This is a genomic window from Nonomuraea sp. NPDC048882 (assembly GCF_040649755.1).
GTDB lineage: Bacteria > Actinomycetota > Actinomycetes > Streptosporangiales > Streptosporangiaceae > Nonomuraea > Nonomuraea maheshkhaliensis.
Window position 1 is genome coordinate 635,447 of the sequence record NZ_JBEZGB010000002.1, and the last position, 19,456, is coordinate 654,902.

General features: G+C 69.4%; 14 protein-coding genes. 4 read left to right on the forward strand and 10 right to left on the reverse strand.

The window, feature by feature from the left end; all coding sequences use genetic code 11:
* The first annotated feature begins 216 nt into the window (after nucleotides 1-216).
* The 3 genes from rsmG to AB0C27_RS08295 all read left to right on the forward strand — a co-directional run bounded on the left by rsmG (nucleotide 217) and on the right by AB0C27_RS08295 (nucleotide 4,010).
* Complete coding sequence (gene rsmG / locus AB0C27_RS08285) at nucleotides 217-921, forward strand: 16S rRNA (guanine(527)-N(7))-methyltransferase RsmG (RefSeq protein ID WP_357839681.1); 705 nt, start codon at nucleotides 217-219, stop codon at nucleotides 919-921.
* Between the two features lie 137 nt (nucleotides 922-1,058).
* Complete coding sequence (locus AB0C27_RS08290) at nucleotides 1,059-1,994, forward strand: ParA family protein (protein ID WP_357840675.1); 936 nt, start codon at nucleotides 1,059-1,061, stop codon at nucleotides 1,992-1,994.
* Between the two features lie 1,041 nt (nucleotides 1,995-3,035).
* Nucleotides 3,036-4,010: a ParB/RepB/Spo0J family partition protein gene (locus AB0C27_RS08295; protein ID WP_357839684.1), complete on the forward strand. Its 975-nt coding sequence runs from the start codon at nucleotides 3,036-3,038 to the stop codon at nucleotides 4,008-4,010.
* Nucleotides 4,011-6,356: 2,346 nt separating this feature from the next.
* Here the strand turns inward: AB0C27_RS08295 and AB0C27_RS08300 are convergent.
* The 3 genes from AB0C27_RS08300 to AB0C27_RS08310 form a co-directional block, all read right to left on the reverse strand.
* Complete coding sequence (locus AB0C27_RS08300) at nucleotides 6,357-7,403, reverse strand: beta-eliminating lyase-related protein (protein WP_357839687.1); 1,047 nt, start codon at nucleotides 7,401-7,403, stop codon at nucleotides 6,357-6,359.
* Between the two features lie 279 nt (nucleotides 7,404-7,682).
* Entirely contained in the window at nucleotides 7,683-8,633 is a 951-nt protein-coding gene (locus AB0C27_RS08305) for a D-alanine--D-alanine ligase (protein WP_326633027.1), read from the reverse strand.
* Nucleotides 8,634-8,799: 166 nt separating this feature from the next.
* On the reverse strand, nucleotides 8,800-10,032 hold the full coding sequence (locus AB0C27_RS08310) for a PLP-dependent aminotransferase family protein (protein ID WP_357840678.1): 1,233 nt from the start codon (nucleotides 10,030-10,032) through the stop codon (nucleotides 8,800-8,802).
* Nucleotides 10,033-10,300: 268 nt separating this feature from the next.
* Between AB0C27_RS08310 and AB0C27_RS08315 the strand changes: the two genes are divergently transcribed.
* The gene (locus tag AB0C27_RS08315; RefSeq protein ID WP_106242832.1) at nucleotides 10,301-10,918 is read left to right on the forward strand and encodes a GNAT family N-acetyltransferase; all 618 of its coding nucleotides are present in this window, start codon (nucleotides 10,301-10,303) and stop codon (nucleotides 10,916-10,918) included.
* A 141-nt stretch (nucleotides 10,919-11,059) separates the two neighbouring features.
* Here AB0C27_RS08315 and trxA read toward each other — a convergent pair whose 3' ends face one another.
* The 7 genes from trxA to AB0C27_RS08350 all read right to left on the reverse strand — a co-directional run bounded on the left by trxA (nucleotide 11,060) and on the right by AB0C27_RS08350 (nucleotide 19,444).
* Entirely contained in the window at nucleotides 11,060-11,374 is a 315-nt protein-coding gene (trxA, locus tag AB0C27_RS08320; protein ID WP_326633025.1) for a thioredoxin, read from the reverse strand.
* Nucleotides 11,375-11,385: 11 nt separating this feature from the next.
* Entirely contained in the window at nucleotides 11,386-12,318 is a 933-nt protein-coding gene (trxB, locus tag AB0C27_RS08325; RefSeq protein ID WP_357839692.1) for a thioredoxin-disulfide reductase, read from the reverse strand.
* 147 nt (nucleotides 12,319-12,465) lie between these two features.
* Nucleotides 12,466-13,407 carry a hypothetical protein gene (locus AB0C27_RS08330; RefSeq protein ID WP_357839695.1) on the reverse strand — a complete coding sequence of 314 codons (942 nt, stop codon included), beginning with the start codon at nucleotides 13,405-13,407 and terminating at the stop codon, nucleotides 12,466-12,468.
* Nucleotides 13,397-14,032: an RNA polymerase sigma factor SigM gene (gene sigM / locus AB0C27_RS08335; RefSeq protein WP_357839698.1), complete on the reverse strand. Its 636-nt coding sequence runs from the start codon at nucleotides 14,030-14,032 to the stop codon at nucleotides 13,397-13,399. Before sigM ends, AB0C27_RS08330 begins: the two co-directional genes overlap by 11 nt.
* 15 nt (nucleotides 14,033-14,047) lie before the next feature.
* Entirely contained in the window at nucleotides 14,048-15,502 is a 1,455-nt protein-coding gene (locus tag AB0C27_RS08340) for a protein kinase family protein (RefSeq protein ID WP_357839701.1), read from the reverse strand.
* Between the two features lie 232 nt (nucleotides 15,503-15,734).
* Entirely contained in the window at nucleotides 15,735-17,339 is a 1,605-nt protein-coding gene (murJ, locus tag AB0C27_RS08345) for a murein biosynthesis integral membrane protein MurJ (RefSeq protein ID WP_357839704.1), read from the reverse strand.
* Entirely contained in the window at nucleotides 17,336-19,444 is a 2,109-nt protein-coding gene (locus AB0C27_RS08350; protein WP_357839707.1) for a DUF6049 family protein, read from the reverse strand. Before AB0C27_RS08350 ends, murJ begins: the two co-directional genes overlap by 4 nt.
* Nucleotides 19,445-19,456 lie beyond the last annotated feature (12 nt).

Sequence of the window (19,456 nt, forward strand, 5' to 3'; positions counted from 1 at the left end):
CCGGGACCAGGAGCACCCGCACACCCAGGGTTGGCTGACGGCGTGCTCACAGGCCACCTTCATCCGGGCCCGATAGTCTTCCCTTGTGATCTCACCCTTAGCCTTGGGTGAAGACCGGACTCTCAGACACCGTCGCCTTACCGTGTTGACCCCGCTTCTTTCGCGTCGGGGGTCACGAGACCGGGCGGCGAACCCCGTTCCAGCGAAACACCGAGCATGGGCGACCAGCCCCAGAAAGGCCACCGACCAGTGAGCGATGAGCTTCCGGAGCCTCCGGAAATAGCGCGGGACGTCTTCGTCGGGGAGGCTTGGGATCGCGCACGCGCGTTCGCCGAGCTGCTCGCGGGACCCGGCGTGGTCCGCGGGCTGCTGGGTCCGCGGGAGGTGCCCCGGATCTGGGATCGCCACCTGCTCAACTGCGCCGTCGTGGCCGAGGCCGTACCGGAGGAGGTGCGGCTGGTGGACATCGGCTCCGGCGCCGGGCTGCCCGGGCTGGTGCTGGCGATCGTCCGGCAGGACATCACGGTTACGCTGCTGGAGCCGCTGCTGCGTCGTACCGTGTTCCTGGAGGAATGTGTCGAGGCGCTCAAGCTCGACAACGTCGAGGTGCTGCGCGGCCGGGCGGAGGAGCTGGCCGGGCAGCGCGAGTTCGACGTGGCCAGCGCTCGTGCGGTCGCGCCGCTCGACCGCCTCCTCACGTGGGCGATGCCGCTGCTGCGTGAGGGCGGCGAGCTGATCGCCATGAAGGGGGAGCGGGCCGCCGGTGAACTCGCCGAGGCACAGTCGCAATTGCAGGCCAGCGGAGCACGAACGGCCGAGCTTGTGACCGTCGGGCACGGTAAGGTCGAGCCGCCTGCAACATTGGTTCGGGTGGTAGCGGGTCGCGCGCCGGAGCGTGCCAGGCGGCGACGAAGGAGGTGACGGTTGTGCCAGTCGCGTCAAGTGGTCTTGGCTGGCCGGACAACCGTCCGTCTGAGAGCCCAACCGGAGTTGGCTGGCCCGAAATGGGCGTGTCGCGACAGCAAATTCCCGGCACCGGCACACCACTGGTTGAAAGGATGGCGAACGTGACCCAGACCCCCCTGAACCCCGGTGATTCGCCGTTGGTACGAGAGGCGCTCAGCTCAGTGGTTTCACGTGAAACATCTGCAACCCAGACGGCCGCCCAGACCGGCGAAACCTCCGGCGATGGCGACGGCACCTGGCCGCGCCCGTCCAAGACCAGAGTGGTCGCCGTGGCCAACCAGAAGGGTGGCGTGGGCAAGACGACCACTTCGGTCAACATCGCCGCCGCCCTGTCGATGCACGGCCAGCGAGTCCTCGTGGTGGACCTCGACCCCCAGGGCAACGCTTCCACCGCCCTGGCGACCGAGCATCGTGGCGATGTGCCCGACGTGTACCAGGTGCTCGTGGACGATCTCCCCATGGCGGACATCGTCAAGCAGGTGCCGGAGATGCCGAACCTCTTTTGCGCTCCCGCCACCATTGATCTTGCTGGTGCTGAGATCGAGCTGGTCTCGTTGGTGGCCAGAGAGGCGCGACTGCGGCGGGCGCTGGCGGCGTACGAGGCGATGGAGCTCGACTACATCATCATCGACTGCCCGCCGTCCCTCGGCCTGCTGACCGTCAACGCGCTGGTGGCCGCGGACGAGGTGATGATCCCGATCCAGTGCGAGTACTACGCCCTTGAGGGCCTCGGGCAGCTGCTCAGGAACGTAGACCTGATCAAGGCCCACCTCAACCCGACGCTGCGCCTGTCGACGATCGTGCTGACGATGTACGACGGCCGCACCCGGCTCGCGTCGCAGGTGGCCGACGAAGTACGGGCGCATTTCGGGGACACGGTGCTCAACACGGTGATCCCGCGGAGCGTGCGGCTGTCGGAGGCGCCCAGTTATGGGCAGTCGGTGATGACGTACGATCCGGGGTCGAGTGGGGCGATGGCGTACATGGACGCGGCCCGCGAAATAGCCCACCGCGCCACCGTCGCCTGACCTTCACCGCTCGGCTGCTTGAGCGGTGGCGCCGCTGAGAACGCCTGGGCGTCCGCGCTTGCCGGCCTCCCGAGGCTGGCTGATCTGGGCGGGGGACGGGCGGGTTCGCGGGTGTCGCGACGCGCCATCCCGACGAAACGATCTCGTCAGCCCTTCGCCCTGGCCATGGGGCATCCAGGTGCCTGCTCCCACGGCACCGAGGCCCGGCATCGTCATGGGTGCATAGCGTCGTGGACGGCGTCGTCATGCGCGCTTTGGGGGAGCCATGTGCTGGGTCGTGCTCTACCGCACCGGCCGCTCCGCTGCGCCAGCCGTGCAGTGCTGCGCTGGGCATGCTCTGCCGCGCCGACGGTGCTGTGCCGCGTCGGCCATGCTCCGCCGTGCGAGCGGTGTCTCCGGACAGCCCTCTGAGCGTTGCGCATGAATGGAAACGTCCCCGGATGGCGCGCATGAGCACCGCTTGCGAGTACCCCGCTCGGGCCCTGGACGAGGGTCACGTCACGCCCCATGCGGTGGCCGGTCATCGTCACCTTCATCACCGACGGCCCGCACTGCGACTCTTGCGCAAACCCGTGCAGGCATCCCCGGGTGAGAGCTGCCCCGCGAGCACCCGCATGCAGGCACCCACGTGTGAGAACTGCCCTGCAGGCGCCCGCGTGCAGGCACCTCCGTGTGAGCACTCTCGCGCGGGCATATCCGTGCGGACATCCACGCACGGGCACCAGCAGGCGGCATCTCCGGCGGACACCAACGCGCGGGGAGCTGCGTTCGGCACCTTCGTGGGGGCACCGGCGTGCGGGCACCGGCGTGCGGCAACCCCGTACGGGCACCGGCGTGCAGGCACTCTCATGCGGGCACGGGCTGAAACGGGGTGCATCCACTGGATCCGCATCTTGGGGCTCGGTCACGAGTTGGGCAGGTTTGTGACCGTGTCGGTGTAAATCCAACTGGGCGGTGTGTGGCGAGGGGGCACTACGTCGGGCCCGCGACGGTAACCTCTCCTGGAGTGACCGGAATCGACCGGCTGGATGAGGAGACGCAGTGAGTCAGCAGCGGCGGGGATTGGGCAAGGGGCTCGGGGCGCTCATCCCGACCGGTCCCATCGTTGACGGCACGGGGACGGCGCCGTCCCCTGCTAACGGTTCAACGGGGGAGACGGGGCCGAAGCCGATCGCCGGGGCGTACTTCAAAGAGGTCGCCTTGTCCGCGATCGTCCCCAATCCACGTCAGCCACGTGACGTCTTCGACGTGGAGCGCTTGGAGGAGTTGGCGGCGTCCATCCGCGAAGTCGGTCTGTTGCAGCCGATCGTGGTCCGTTCGGTGGGCGGCGGTCAGTACGAGCTGATCATGGGGGAGCGGCGTTGGCGGGCCTGCCAGCAGGTCGGCTTGGATCCGGTGCCGGCGATCGTGCGCAACACCCAGGACACCGATCTCTTGCGGGACGCGCTGATCGAAAACCTGCAGCGCGAGCAACTGAACGCTCTTGAAGAGGCGGCGGCCTATCAGCAATTGCTTGACGACTTCCAGGCGACGCATGACCAGCTCGCCAAGAAGGTCGGCCGCTCCCGTTCTCACATCACGAACACTCTCCGCCTGCTGGGCCTCCCGCCCGAAGTCCAGCGTACGGTGGCGGCCGGCGTCATCAGCGCCGGCCACGCCCGCGCCCTCCTCGGGCTCAAAAGCCCCGAAGCGCAACTGAAGCTCGCCAAGCGCATCGTCGCCGAGCTCCTCTCGGTACGAGCAGTGGAGGAGATCGTCGCCACGGGCAGCGCCACGGGCAGCCCGGCGGGGGCCGAGAAGACACCCCGGGAGCGCCAGCCCGCCAAGCCCACCGCCCCCGGCCTCACCCATCTGGCCGACCGCCTCTCGGATCACTTCGAGACCAAGGTGAAGGTGGACCTGGGGCGGCGGAAGGGGCGGATCGTCGTGGAGTTCGCCACGATCGACGACCTTGAGCGCATCATCGGGACGATGGCTCCGGAGGCTGTGCGGGCGATGCGGGATTCTGAGGAGTGAGCGTTCGAGGGTAGGGCGGGCGTGTGTTTCACGTGAAACACACGCCCTTCGTCTTGTCGGCCACCCTCCGCGCCCCCGACCTCCCACGGCCGCCACACCCCTCCTAGACCCATGTCTCTCCCGCCGTCACCAAGCTCTCCCTCGACCGCACGCCCTTTCCACCGTTGCCACGCCTCTCCCCAGACCGCACACCCCCCTCTGCCCTCGCCACCCTTTCCACTTGACCGCCCACCCCCTTCCGCCGTCGTGATGCCTCTCGCCAGTTCGCCCTTGCTTCCACCGCTGCCACGCACCTCCGGACCCCACAACCCCTCCCGCCGTCGCGACGCCTCTCCCCAAATTGCCCTCCCTTCCGCCCTCGCCACCCTCTCTTCTTGACCGCAAACCCCTTCTGCCGCCGTGATGCCTCTCGCCAGTGCGCCCTCCCTTCCACCGTCGCCACACACCTCCGAACCCCACAACCCCTCCCGCGGTGTCCGCCTCCCGCGGTGTCCGCCTCCCGCGGTGTCCGCCGTCCGGCGCGTCCGCCATCTCCGCCCCTTCTGGCGTCTCGCTCGTCCGGGTGCTCGGCCGTTCACCGTCTCCCTCGCCTACCTCGTTGAAGGCAGCGCCGTCTTCGCCACGCTTCTGATCGTCGTCTGCCGTCTGTTGTCTCGGCTCCCTGACTTCCCGCCGCAGCCACTCATCTCCTCTCCGGACTCCGAGATCTCCCGCCTCGCAGCGCCTTCACCCCTCGGCCTTCACCCCTCGGCCTTCGCCCGGCGGGATCCGGGTATCGCGGCGTGTGGGTGGTCCAGCAGACTTTCTGCCCTCTCGATCGCAGCGCCTTTCGGGTGGGCCTGTTGAGTTGATCCGCGGCTGCCCACGTTGACTGATGCGTGGTGCGATGGGGTCGACGTGACACGGCACCCCACCTTGCATCCTCACGTCAGAGACGAAGCGGAGGGCGTAAGTGGGTGTCATTCCCACGTAGATGGGCGGCTTGCTCGCCGATGTTTCACGTGAAACACGTCCGGGGGCAGTCACCGAGCCGACCGCGCGGGCATGTTTCACGTGAAACCTAGAGGCGTGAGGGATGGGGGAGCGGGGCGAACAGAAGGCGCGCGTGAGGATCGGCGCCCGCAGGTGCCGCCCTGATGCGCGGGTCATCCGAGGCGCGTGTCGGCGCTGGCGCCCGTCCGGGTCGTGCGGCGTGCGGCGTCCACGTTGCCCGCCGTCCGCGCCGTCCGCGCCGTCCGCGCCGTCCGCGTATAGCGCGTCCGGTGTGCGTGCCGCCGCCCGCTGTGTGTGCCGTTCAGGACGCGTGCTGATGCTGCCGCCCGTTCGTGCCGTGCGACGTACGGGCGCCGCCTGGCGTGCGACCGCCCGGATCGCCCGGCGTGCGCCGCCCGGATCGCCCGGTGTGCGCCGCCCGGGCCGCCTGGCGTGAGCCGTCCCGGCCGCCCGGAGTGCGTGCTGCTCGGGTGCGCACTCCCGGCCTGCGAGCCGCGGGGAGTCCGTGTCGTCGCCCGCTGTGTGTGCCGTGCGAGGTGCACATCGCCCGGCGTACGCGCTGTCCGGGAACGTACCCTCGGTCTGCGGGCATGCGGGGCGCTGGGCGTGCAGGGCAGCCGTGCATGCGCCGTACGTTCGTGCTGCCGCGCGCTGTGGGTGTGCCGTCCAGCGTGTGTGCCAGTGCTGCCGGGCGTTCGTGCCATGCGACGTCCGGGCCGCCTGGCGTGCGGCGTACGGGCGCCGCCTGGCGTGCGGCGTGCACCCTGCTCGGGTACGCACCCTCGGTCTGCGGGTCCGGCGGGTGGCGGTGTCGCCCCCCGCTGTGTGCGCCGTTCGACGTGCACATCGCCCGACGTATGCAACGCCGGGCGTGCGGGGCGCCCGCCGTTCATGCCGCCGCTCGCTGGGTGTGCTGCCCGAGGCGTCTGCCGGTGCTGCCGCCAGTAGGCGCCGTCCGCGCTGCCCGGCGTGCGGGTCGTCCGGCGTTTGCGCCGTCCGGCGGGCACGCTGCTGGGCGGGTGGGCCGCCTCACGTTTGCGTCGATCGGCGTACACGCCGTCCGAGGCGCGGGTCGTCTGGCGGCCGTGTCGCCGTCCGCCATGCATGCCGCTGGTGTGTGCGGGGCGCTGGCCGGTTGGCGGGCGTCGCGTTGGACGGTCAGGGTCGCCGGTTGGAGGTGCGGGCTGAAGAAGTGGAGCATGCGGGTGCACCGGTCTTGCGGGGGTCGTTGGCGGTGCTGGCGCAGAACCCGTTCCTCTGCGGTGTCGGGCATTGGACGTGGTGGCGATCGGCTTCTACGGTGCCTCAGTCTGCGGGGCTTTGGCTTTCCCGCCGGTCCGTGTCGTGGCGGTGTTAGGCGGAGGCGGTCTTGTGGAGGTCGTCGAGGAAGTCGTCCACTTGTTCCGGGGTGGTGTCGAAGGCGGTCATCCAGCGGACCGTGCCGGCGGTCTCGTCCCAGTAGTGGAACAGGTAGCGCTGGCGGAGTGTCTCGGCGACGGCGATCGGGAGGGTGGCGAAGACGGCGTTGCCCTCAACGGGGTAGGCGAGGGAGACGCCGGGAACGTCGGTCAGTCCATCCGCCAGGCGGGCGGCCATGCTGTTGGCGTGGGCCGCGTTCTGGCGCCAGAGGTCGTCCGTGAGGAGTGCTGAGAGTTGCGCCGAGATGAAGCGCATCTTTGAGGCGAGCTGGAGTGACTGGCGGCGAAGGAACGGGACGCCATCCGCCAGGGACGGATCGAGGACCACGACGGCCTCCGCGGCCAGGGCGCCGTTCTTGGTGCCGCCGAAGCTGAACACGTCGACTCCGGCGCCCGTCGTGATGGCCTTCAGATCGCAGTCGAGGTGCGCGGCCGCGTTGGCGAGTCTGGCGCCGTCCACGTGTAGCCGGAGCCCGTTGCCGTGTGCCGTCTCGGCGAGGGCGACGATCTCGGCGGGGGTGTAGCAGGTGCCGAGTTCCGTGACCTGGGAGATGGAGACGACGGTCGGCTGAGACTCGTGCGGGTTGCCGATCCCGCCGAGGCGTGACTCGATGTCGGCCGGGCGCAGCTTGCCGTCCTCCGTCGGGATCGTCATGAGCTTCACCCCGAGCAGCCGCTCCGACGCCCCCGCTTCGTGGGTGGCGATGTGGGCGCTGTCGGCGCAGAGGATGGCGTCGTAGCGGCCGAGCATGAGAGCGAGGCCGACCATGTTGGCGCCCGCCCCGTTGAGTACGGCGAACCCCTGCGCCTGCGGGCCGAACGTTTCCTTCGCCTTGGTCTCGAACGTCGACGTCCAACTGTCGTCGCCGTACGCGGGGGCGTCTCCTTGGTTCGCCGCGGCGATGGCTTCGAGGATGGTGGGGTGGACGCCGGCGTGGTTGTCGCTGGCGAAGCTCTTGGGGTACATCGAATCGATCAGCACATGGGTAAGGCTACTTATGGGACGAAGGTCGCCTGCCCCGGACCCGCACCGCAAGGATTTGGTCGTCTTGGTCCCGTTGTTCGGGCCCGGGGTCGGCTCCGTTCGGATGTCTCTGCCGGGTTGCTCTCGGCTGGGACGTCGCCCACTCGGATGTCGCCGCTCAGATGTCTGGGGTCGGCCCTTGGATCGGGCGTCTCGGTTCCGTTGTCCTGGCCTGAGGTTGAGTGCGGCTCGGAGGGCTCCGCGGGGGTGCCCCTCGATCGGCGCGGGGGAGTGAGGTCAGGTGCGGGAGGCGGCGTTCTGGAGGAGGGTGCGGCAGAGGTCGCCCAGATCCTGGCCGGCCGCTTCCGCCGACATCGGCAGCAGCGAGGTCTCCGTCATCCCGGGCGCCACGTTGACCTCCAGGAAGTGCGGCACCCCGTCGGCGTCCACGATCAGGTCGGTACGGGAGATGTCTCGCAATCCCAGAGCGGTGTGTGCGGTGACCGCCGTTTCGGCGCAGGCGGTGGCCGCCTGGGCGGACAGGCGGGCCGGGGCGAAGAACTCGGTGTGGCCGGCGGTGTAGCGGGCCGCGTAGTCGTAGACGCCCTCGTCCGGGACGATCTCCACGGCGGGCAGGGCCACGGGGCCGTTGCCGAAGTCGACGACGGAGACCGCCACTTCCACGCCCTCCACGTACCGCTCGATCAGCGCCGTGTCGCCGTACGCGAAGCAGCCGACCATTGCCGCGGGCAGCTCCTCCGCGGTACGGACGATGGAGGCGCCCAGCGCGGAACCGCCACGGGCGGGCTTGACGAACAGGGGCAGCCCGAGCCGCTCCACGATGCGCCCGAGCACCACCGTGGCGCCGAGGTCGTGGAAGGTCTCCTTCGGCAGCGTGACGGACTCGGGCGTGCGCACGCCGAAGGAGCGGACGACGGCCTTGGCGGTGGGCTTGTCGAAGGCCACCCGGCAGGCGTCGGGATCGGCACCGACATAGGGGACGTTGAGGAGCTCCAGCACGGATCGGATGGCGCCGTCCTCGCCGGCGCCGCCGTGCAGGGTCACGAACACCGCGTCCGGCGGGTCGGCCAGGATCGAGGGGACGAGTGAGGCGTCGGTGTCGCGGGCCTCGACGTCGACGCCCGCCGCGCGCAGCACCTCGCTGACCCGGCGACCCGAGCGCAGAGACACCTCCCGCTCATAGGAGAGGCCTCCGGCCAGCACGAGCACGTGGCCCAGATCGCTCATCACATCTCCTCTGCTGATGCCGCTGATGGCACGCTGTCCAACCGTACCGGCGTGGGCGGTGAAGGGTGTACGCGGCGGTGTCTTCTCCCCTCCCAGCGAAATCCCCTCCCGGCGAACGAGAAAGGGGGCCGGCGTCGCCCGCCGGCCCCCTACGTGCTCGCGGCGGTCAGGCCAGGTCGGGCCCGGGCGTGTCGACGCCTTGGTGGTCACGGGCGGACGACGTGCCGAACGTGTCCCTCAGCTGCATCTCCTGATCGATCACCCCGGCCAGCCGCCGCACCCCCTCGCGGATCCGGTCGGGCTCGGGATAGCAGTAGGACAGCCGCATGTGCCGCGCCCCGCTGCCGTCGGAGAAGAACCCGGTCCCGGGGACGAACGCCACCCGCTCGGCCACGGCCCGGGGCAGGATCGCCTTCGAGTCGAGCCCTTCCGGCAGTGTGGCCCAGACGAAGAAGCCGCCCCCAGGCCGGGTCCAGGTGACCTCGGGCGGCATCAGCGCTTCGAGCGCGTCGAGCAGCGCGTCGCGGCGCTCCCGATACAGCTCCCTGAACGTCTTGATCTGCTCCTGCCACGGCTGCGTGGCCAGGTATTCCCCCACCGCGAGCTGCGTGAACGAGGAGTGCGACAGCACGGCCGACTCCATGGCGAGCACGAGCTTCTCGCGGATGGCGTGGGGAGCCAGCGCCCAGCCGACGCGGAAGCCGGGGGCCAGTGTCTTGGAGAACGAACCGAGATAGACCACGCCGTCGGGATTGTCGGCCCGCAGGGCCGGCAGAGGATCGCCGTCGAAGCCGAGCAGCCCGTACGGGTTGTCCTCGATGATGAGGATCCCGGCCCGCTGGCAGATGTCGAGCACCTGCTGCCGGCGGGCGATGTTGAGCGTGACGCCGCCGGGGTTGTGGAAGGTCGGGATCGTGTAGAGGAACTTGACCGGCGCCCCGGCCGTCTCCAGCGCGTAGATGGTCTGCGCCAGCGATTCGGGCACGATGCCCTGATCGTCCATGGCGATATGGACCACTTTCGCCTGGTAGGCGGCAAAAGTCCCCAGGGCTCCCACGTACGAGGGCCCCTCGGCCAGGATCACGTCACCCGGGTCGATGAAGATCCGGGTGATCAGGTCGAGGGCCTGTTGCGAACCGACGGTGACGACGACGTCGTTCGCCCCGGCGTTGATCCCCTCCAGCCGCATGACCTCGCAGATCTGCTCGCGCAGATGCGGGTCGCCCTGGCCGGATCCGTACTGAAGCGCGACGGGGCCGCGCCGGGTGACGAGCTCGGAGACGAGCGCGCCGACCATGTCGAGGGGGAGCGCCGTGACGTACGGCATGCCGCCGGCGAGCGAGACCACTTCGGGCCTGGACGCGACGGCGAAGAGAGCTCGGATCTCGGAGGCGACCATCCCGGTAGCTCGCGCGGCATACCGATCGACGTAGGCGTCGATGCGCGACCCTTGGGTCGCGGGTGTCTGACCGTGATCCCGCTCTTCCGTCACGGCCCACCTCCTAGGTTCATATCGGACGGAAATACCAGATTACGCCAGACGGACATGTCGCCCGTCGCCGGGCTCGCCGGTGGTGGTGTCCGCTGGCGGCATCTTCACTGAGCTACCATGCCACCTGTAGACGCGGTTTTCGCGCGCTTTTCCGGGTCAAGGATAGGGGCCGTAGTTGTCGCGCCGGCTGGTCAACATAACCCTGGACAATGTGGAAGATCTACCGCGGCGCTGCCGAAGGTGCGTCTTCTGGGAGCTCGATCCCATGAGCGGGGAGCGGGCGGTCGATTCAGGCGATCCTGCGCTGGAGAAGGAGGCCTGGATCTCCGGCACCCTGCTCGAATGGGGCAGTTGCGGGAAGATCGCCTACGTTGACGGGGTGCCGGCCGGGTTCGTGCTCTACAGCCCGCCGCTCTACACGCCGCGTTCGGTGGCCTTTCCCACCTCGCCGGTCAGCGCCGACGCGGTGCTGCTGATGACGGCGCACATCATTCCCGAGTTCTCCGGCGGCGGGCTGGGCCGGATGCTGATTCAGGGAGTGGCCAAAGACCTGACCCGGCGCGGAGTGAAAGCCATTGAAGCTTTCGGGGACCTCAAGTGGGAAGAACCTAGTTGCGTAGTTCCGGCCGAATATCTGCTTTCTGTGGGGTTTAAGACGGTTCGTCCGCATTTGCGATTTCCGCGGCTCCGGCTGGAACTGAAGAGCGCCGTTTCGTGGCGCGAGGACGTCGAGGTGGCGCTGGAGCGCCTGCTCGGCTCCATGAGCCCGGAACGGGCGCTACGTCCCGTCTGAGAGCACCTCAGAGCCGCACAGACGAACGCGGTCGCCAGGCAGGCAGCCCCGGATACGCGAAAGCCCCTCGTGAGCCAGAACGAGGGGCTTTCGGCGGGCCGAGCGCGCCCCGAGATCGGGCGAGCCCCCGCAGGGGGCGTGCTAGATGATGCCCTCGAGCTCGCGAAGCAGCATGGCCTTCGGCTTGGCGCCGATGATCTGCTTCACGACCTCGCCATTCTTGTAGACGTTCATCGTGGGGATCTGGAGCACACCGTACTCGCGCGGAACCTCAGGATTTTCGTCGATGTTCAGCTTGACGATCTCCAGCTTGTCGCCGTGCTCCTTCTCGATCTCCTGAAGGATGGGCGCGACCTGACGGCACGGGCCGCACCACTCGGCCCAGAAGTCGACCAGCACGGGCTTGTCGCTCTTGAGGACCTCGGACTGGAATGTGGCGTCGGTGACAGCCTTCACGGTAGCGCTCCTTACTTCTCGTGGTTAGCGAGCCAGCGCTCGGAGTCGAGCGAGGCCGCACAGCCGGTGCCGGCCGCGGTGATGGCCTGACGGTAGGTGTGGTCCACCACGTCACCCGCGGCGAAGACGCCGTCGATGTTGGTCGCGGTGGTCGGCGAGGCGACCTTGATGTAGCCGTCCTCGTCGAGGTCGATCTGGCCCTTGACCAGCTCGGTGCGGGGATCGTGACCGATCGCCAGGAACAGCGCGTCGGCGGCCAGCTCGCACTCCTCGCCGGTCTTGACGTTGCGCAGCTTCACCGCCTCCACCTTGCTGTCGCCGAGCACGTCGACGACCTCGGAGTCCCAGACGAAGCGGATCTTGTCGTTGGCCATGGCCCGGTCCTGCATGATCTTGCTGGCCCGCAGCGTGTCGCGGCGGTGCACCACCGTCACCATGCGCCCGAACCTGGTCAGGAACGTGGCCTCCTCCATCGCGGTGTCGCCGCCGCCCACGACCACGATGTCCTTGTTGCGGAAGAAGAATCCGTCACAGGTCGCACACCAGGACACGCCGTGCCCGGACAGCCGCTTCTCGTTCTTCAGGCCGAGCTCGCGATAGCCGGAGCCCATGGCCAGGATGACGGACTTGGCGTAGTAGGTCTCGGTGTGGGTCTTGACGACCTTGGGGTTGGCCTCCAGGTCGACCTCGACGACGTCGTCCGCGACCAGCTCGGCGCCGAACCGCTCGGCCTGCTTGCGCAGGTTGTCCATCAGGTCGGGGCCCATGATGCCGTCGGGGAACCCGGGGAAGTTCTCCACGTCGGTGGTGTTCATCAGCGCACCACCGGCGGTGACGGAACCCTCGAAGATCAACGGCTTGAGTTCGGCGCGCGCGGAGTAGACGGCCGCGGTATAGCCTGCTGGGCCGGATCCGATAATGATCACGTTACGAACGTCGCTCAACGCTCCCACGCCTTCCTCGTCTGCTGTTGCCACCGGCGTCAACAGATCCTAGGCCGCCGAGATTCCCGCCCCTACCGGGCAACGCCATGACACGGCCGAGACAAAACGAAAGAGCCCGCCGAAGCGGGCTCTGACGTGGAGCTTTGCTTACCAGCGGCCCAGGGAGGGCTTGCGCAGGTTCTTGCAGCTGAACGGATCGACGACGTCGATGCGGACCTTCTTGGCGGCCCGCTGCTTCCACGAGGCCACGATGAGCGCCTCCTGGCCGTTGTACTGGCCCTGGTCCACCGCGAACACGTCGAGCTTGGCCCGCCGCGACACGGTGGTGACGCACTTGGCGACCTCGTCGGCACCGGAGGAGCTGCCGATGATGGGCGCGGGACCCAGGAAGCTCTGCAGGCTCATCCGCAGCTCGGGGTCGCTGTAGTTGTGGTTGCTGTCGGTCAGCGCGTAGGACTTGGCTCTCACCGCGTCTCTCGTCGGCTGCTGGGGGGTCGTCGGCTGCGACTGCTGCGGCGGGGTCTGCGCCGGCAGGGCGATCGGTGCCGCGCCGCCTTCGCCGCCTCCTCCCGCGGCCAGCAGGTTGGTGGAGGCCACGGCCGTGCCGACCACGACGGCCGCCGCCGCTGCCGCGACCGCCGGCATCGCCCATCGGCGCCGCCGGATCGTCCGGCTCCTGGCCGGGACGATGTTGCCGTCGTCGGAGACCACGCCGAGCCGGACCGGCTGGAGGACGTCATCCGGGTCTGGACCCGCGGGCCGCGGTGCTTCTGCGGCCCGCCGCTCCCAGGGGGAGTCCCGCATGAGCTCGTCCCAGTCCGGTGCTTCCGCCAGGCCGACACCTCCGCCGCGCCTGGAGCCCGCCTCGGCGGCCAGGGCCTTGTCGATGCGCAGTGCGACACCCATCGGCATGGCCGGAGTGGGGGTCGCCGCCAGCACCTCGCGAACCGCCGCCAGGTCGGCCAGTAGCTCCCCACAGGGGTCGCAGACCGCGAGATGCTCCCGGACCTGGCGTGCCGTGCTGACGTCCAAGAGGTCCTCGGCCAGTTCGGCGAGGATCTCAAGATCGTAGTGCGTATCACCCGTCACGAAGTTCTGCTCCCTTCGCGGATGAGACGCGATTGAGTTCCGATCGGTTCCGCAGATGCGAAAGAATTGGGGCAAGTTTCGCGCGTCCTCGGGCACACCTGCTCTTCACCGTCCCGCTCGGCACCTGGAGCACCTGAGCTGCGTCTTCGACCGAATAGCCCATCATGTCGACCAGCACCAACGCCGCGCGCTGGTCGGCCGGCAGCCGTTTGAGCGCGGCCGAAACCTCCATGGAGACCTCGCGCTCGACGGTCTGGTCGGGCAGCGGGGTCTCGCGCTCGGCGGCCTCGATGAGCTCGTCGTCGGCGACCGGTCTGACGGACTTGCGGCGCATCCTGTCGAGGCAGGCGTTGACCACGATCCGGTGCAGCCAGGTGGTGACGGCCGCCTCGCCGCGAAACGTGGCGGCTTTTCGATATGCGGAGACGAAGGCGTCCTGCACGGCGTCGGCGGCCTCGTCGGGGTCACCGAGCGTACGCAGGGCGACCGCCCACATGCGGTCGCGGTGCCTCTTGACGATTTCACTGAAGGCGTGTGGATCCCCGTTGATGTGCGCGGTCAGCAGCTCGGCGTCTGTGACCGCCGGCCGCTCCGCTGCTGAGGGTGTCTCGGGTGGGGAGTTCACAAGAGAGATTCCTGATTATGCCGATCCGGGAGAGTGCACCACTACCTCATAGATGGTGCCATGAAAAGTGCCTGCATCCGTCGGAACACGCGTAAACCAGATCAAAACGTACTGACCGCTTGCCGTCTCATCAGGGGTAAGGGTGGTTTTACCTGCGGCGTTCTTCTTGGTGGCCACGGTCTTCAACGAGTCGAGATCGGCTGAGTCGCCCACCTTGAGCTCGACGTTCGCGCCCGGCGCATCCGACAGCGTAGCGACCACGTCGCTGATCTGCACGGACTTGCCCATGTCGAGCAGCAGGCCCACGCCGTCCTTGAGGCGGCCCAGGTCGGCGCTGGTGTAGGTCTCGGTCTTCCACAGGGTGCTGGGCTTGCCGTCGATGGCCAGCTTCGCGAGGTCGGGCTTCTCGTCGCCGTCGCCCAGCGGGTCGAAGCCGCGCGCCCTGTCCGGTTTGACGGTCTCGGCCGCGGCGGAGGCGGACGCGGAGGTCGTGGGCTCGGCGCTGGCCGTCCCCGGCGGGGACGGGCTGCCCAGGCTGCGGCCGATCGTCCAGGCGCCGACGCCGACCGCGGCGATGACCAGCAGCACGACGAGCGTCATCAGCACCCGGTTGAGCGTGCTGCCGCCGCCGTTGGAGGGGCGGCGCGGCGGCGCGGGAGGCAGGGGCGGGGGAGCGGCGGCCTTGTGCCGGTGGGCGATGTCGAGGCCCTCGGTGTGGGAGGCCGAGGCCACCGCGGGCGTCGAGGGGTAGCTGATGGGGATCGGCATCGGCCTGGCCACGTCGGCCAGCGCCTCGGCCACCTCGGACGGGGTGGTCAGCGGGCTCTGGCCCCGGCGCGACTCGGGCAGGCAGGCCCGCACGGTGACGGCGTCGAGGTAGCCGGGCACGCCGGCGGTGACCTGGCGGGGCGTGCAGAAGTGGCCGTCGCTCATGGGGGCCGCGGGCAGGCCGCCCTCTTCCTCGTCGCCCGGCCAGTGGCCGGTCAGCCCCGCGTACAGCAGCCGGCCCAGCCCTTCGGCGTCGTCGAGCGCGGGCTGGTCGGTGGTCAGGCCGTACATCGCCGCGTCGACGGCCACGCCGAGCACCTTGACCGTGTTGCCGGTCGTCCAGATCAGGTGGGAGGGCTGCAGGCACAGGTGGTAGAGCTGCGCCTCGTGGGCGTGCGCGAGCGCCTCGGCGGCCTCGGCGACCAGCCCGGCCGCCCGGTCGGGCTCCAGCGGCCCTGAGGCCAGCAGGTCGGTCAGGGACTCGCCGTTGACCCACTCGCTGACGACGTAGGAGGCCTTCTCGTCCTCGGCGGCGTCGAACACCTGGGTCAGGCGGGGGTCGGTCAGCCGGCTCGCGGCGCGCGCGGCGGTGACGACCTCGTGGACACGGGGGAAAGAGGAGTCGAAAGTGTGCACGGCCACGGGCCGGGCGAGGATCTCGTCGATGGCCTTCCACAACGTGGCGCCTTCGGACTCGCTCACGCGGTCCTCGAGCCTGAACCGCTCGGCTAGACGAGTGCCGGGTTCGACGGCCGACGTGCTGCTCACTGGCTCACTCCGCTGCGCCGATCGGGCGTGCTCATTATTGGACGCGCCTGCGTGGTGGTGTCCCACGAAGGCACGTTATGTCGGATGGATCCGCCCACGCCCCTCCTGCTTCCATTCGCGCGTGTCGGGCTCCATGGTAGTGCCGAGAAGATTCCGCCCGCGTTCTTTACCGACCTACCCGCCTCGCGACCATCCCAACGATCGAGTTGACCTCAGGGATGCGCATTCTGTGGGCAACGCCGAGATAGAGCAGCATGCCGAGGCCGCCGCCGATCGCGAGGACGATCACCGAGTTGAGGAAGTCGAGCCCGCCGAAGACCGTGGTGAACAGCCAGACCGAGGCCAGCGCCAGCACGGCCGTGGGGATGGCGGCCAGATACATCCTGGTCATCGCCATGCCGACGGCCCAGCCGCCCAGCCCCTGGACCCGGCGGGAGGCCAGGATCCAGGCCAGGCCCGCGCCCAGCCCGTACGCGATCGCGTACGCCAGAGCCAGCCCCATCACCGCGTAACGAGCCGGCAGCATCACGAAGAACAGCACCATGAGCAGCGCGTTGACCGCGGTCGTGCCCGCCCCGATGAAGACCGGCGTGCGCGTGTCGCCGAAGCTGTAGAAAACGCGCAGCAGCAGCTGGAACACCGCGAACGGCACCAGCGCCAGCCCGTAGACCTGTAGCACGTTGCCGATGTAGACGGCGTCGGCGACGCTGTTGGCGCCGTGGCCGTAGATGGGCACGGTGATCGCCGGCCCGAGCACCATGAGAAGCAGCGACACCGGCACCATCAGCGAGCAGACGAGCCGCACGCTGGAGCCGAACTCGCTCCGCACGTCGGCGAAACGCCCGTCGGCCACCGCCCGGCTCATCCGCGGCAGCATCGCCGTGATCACCGAGACGCCGATGACGCCGTAGGGAAGCTGGAAAAGCTGGAACGCCAACGTGTACGGGCTGATCCCGTGGCCGTCGACCACGTTGCCCGCCGAGCTGGCCAGATTGGTCGTCAGCATGAAGCCGAGCTGGGTGACGACCACGTAGCCGATCGTCCACACCCCGGCTCTGCCCATCTCACCGAGCCGGGCGTTACGCAGGTCGAAGCGGGGCACGAAGGCGAACCCGACCCGCCGCAGCGCCACGATGAGCACCACGGCCTGCCCGACGATGCCCGCCGTGGTGCCGAGGCCCAGGAGCGCGAGGTCGGTGTTGGTGACCTTGTCGATGTCGCCGCCGGTGCCGACCACCGCGTAGAGCACGAACATCACGATGACGACGAGGTTGTTGACCACCGGGGCCCACATGGGGGCGCCGTAGCGGTCACGGGTGTTGAGAATGGCCCCGGCCACCGCGCCGACGCCGAAGAAGGCGAGCTGCGGCAGGATGAAGCGGGCCAGCGTGACCGCGACCTCGAAGCGCCTGCTGCCCGGGTCCCAGTCGGTGTAGAGGTCGATCAGCAGCGGCGCGGCCAGCACGGCCGCCACCGCGACCACGACCAGCGCGACCGTGGAGATCGTCAGCAGCCGCTGCTCGTAGGCCCGGCCGCCGTCCTCGTCGCTCTGCTGGGCACGGACGATCATCGGCACCACGACGCTGCTCAGCACACCCAGCAGCAGCAGGTCGAGGATGCTGTACGGGATCGCGTACGCCGCGTTGTAGGCGTCGCCCAGCGCCGCCGTGCCGATGGCGTAGGCGAGCACCATCGTCCGCACGAACCCCGTGACCCTGGACACCATGGTGCCCGCCGCCATGATGGCGCTGGCCCGAAGCATGCGGCTCATACGGATTCACTCTCCCGGGTCTTGGCCCGCGCGAGTCTACGCTGAGAGCGGCGCCGCAGCAGCCGCGTCACCACGGCCGCGAGCATCACGGTCAGCGCCGCACCCACGATCACCAGGGCGATCCCGGTGTAGCCGGTGGTGCGGATGGTCAGGCGCTGCGGTTTGCCGTAGACCTGGCCGTCGGCGGTCCGCAGTTCCACGGTCACCGTGGCGTCGCCGCTGGTGTCGGGGGCGGCGCTCATCGGGACCTGGACGGTGCCGATCTGGCCGCCGCCGATCGGCAGCTCCTTGCGCCAGTTGACCAGCAGCAGCTCGGGGTTGTTCGACCTGACCTCGATGTAGAGCTCGACGGGGGTGGACAGCGAGTTCTTCACGCTGATGGGCACGACGCCGTTGCTGCCGGCCAGCGTACGCGGCCGGTCGGGGCCGGAGCCGGTGATCTGGATCTTGTTCGTCTGGGCGTCCACCGCCGCGCTGACCAGCTTGGTGGCCGCGCGGCCCGCGCGGGTGCTGTTGCGCCAGGCCGACGAGGTGAGCCGCAGCACCGCCGCGTCGAAGCGGGACTGCGTCTTCTCGGCCGTGATCAGCGAGGTGAGCTGGGCCTTCGACCAGGCGTCCGCGACCGGAGCCAGGTATTTCTTGCTCAGCTCCTCCTTGCGGTCCTGGTCGGTGTAGGTCAGGCCGGCCCGCGGCACGGACGCCTTGCCCGGCTTGAGCGACTCCAGCGGGGCCAGCTGCAGCCACGGCAGCCGGCCGGCCGTCTTGATCAGCGCGGTGACGAGCGTGGGGTTGGGTGACCAGCGCCGCGAGGGGGCGACGACCAGCGACCGCGGCAGGAGCTGACCGGCCTCGCTGGAGATCATCGCGGTCTCGGCGATGAAGCGCTGCGTGCTGAGCACCACCGACGTGCCTGCGGCCGGCTCGAACAGCTTGCTCAGCTCGGCGTCGGCGACCAGCGCCGTGACGGGGCCGCTGACCGAGTCGAGCGTCGCGGCGGCGTCGGGCGTGGTGGTGACGGGCTGCTGCGGCGGCAGGTTGGTGGAGTTGAGCAGCACCCTGTTGACGCCGCTGACCGCGAGCAGGTCGAGCGCGTCGGCGTCGAGCACGCCCGCCGCCGGCCAGTTGACGTTGGTCTTCGCGTTGCGGCTGAGCAGCGCCCTGGTGCTCTGCCCGCCCAGCTCGATGGCCCGCTTGGTCTGCGTGTCGAAGCCCTGGTGGGCCAGCGCGGCCACGTCGGGGTCGGCGTACGGGAGCGCGGCCACGGGCGAGGAGGCCAGCGCGGTGCGCATGCCCGTCAGCCACTGCCCGGCCGCAGTGCTGGCCGGCTTGGCCTGATCGCCGTCCTTGGTCTTGACCTTGTAACCCTTGGTCATCGCGTTGAGGTCGTCGAGCAGCGCCGGGTCGACCACCCAGGTGACGCTGGCGGGCGCGGACTGCGCGATCTGCAGCAGGTCGGCCAGGCGGCCCTTGCCCGCGAGCGACTGGCTGAGCTTGTCGTCCACGAACAGGTTGTCGTCGGCGGCGCGGTGGGGCTGGTCGATGACGGGCAGCGCGACGGCGAGCTTGTTGCGCGGGGGACGCTGCGGCGTGACCGGCGCGTACGTGAGCATGGTGCGCTCGGCCGTGACCGGCACGCGGAACTGGGCGACGTCGACGGCGATCCGGTAGACGCCGAACTCCCGCAGGCCGAGCTGCACGGGCGTGGCGGTGATCTCCCAGCGCTGCGAGGCGCCTGCGGCGAGCGGCGGGATGTCCATGAACGAGTTGCGCGTGGACACGTTGAAGGGGAGCGTCTGGTTGTTCTGGTCGCTCAGGTAGGCGGCCATGGCGGCGCGGTCGGTGACCTTCTGGGCGTCGTAACGCAGGCGCACCTGGAGGCCGGACATGGGGGCGCCGGTGCCGTTGCGGACCGTACCGGTGATCTTGATCACATCGGTGACGTTCTTCGGCACGTCCGGCGTGATCGAGGTGATCGACACGGTGAGACTCTGGCGGGCCGCGAGGGAGGCGCTCGTCTTCGTGGCAGCCGCGCCCGGCACCGCCGCCACCAGGGGGGCGAGCAGCGCGGCTGACAACGCGGCGAGCAGCGTGGCCTTACGGATCACGCGAATGCCCGG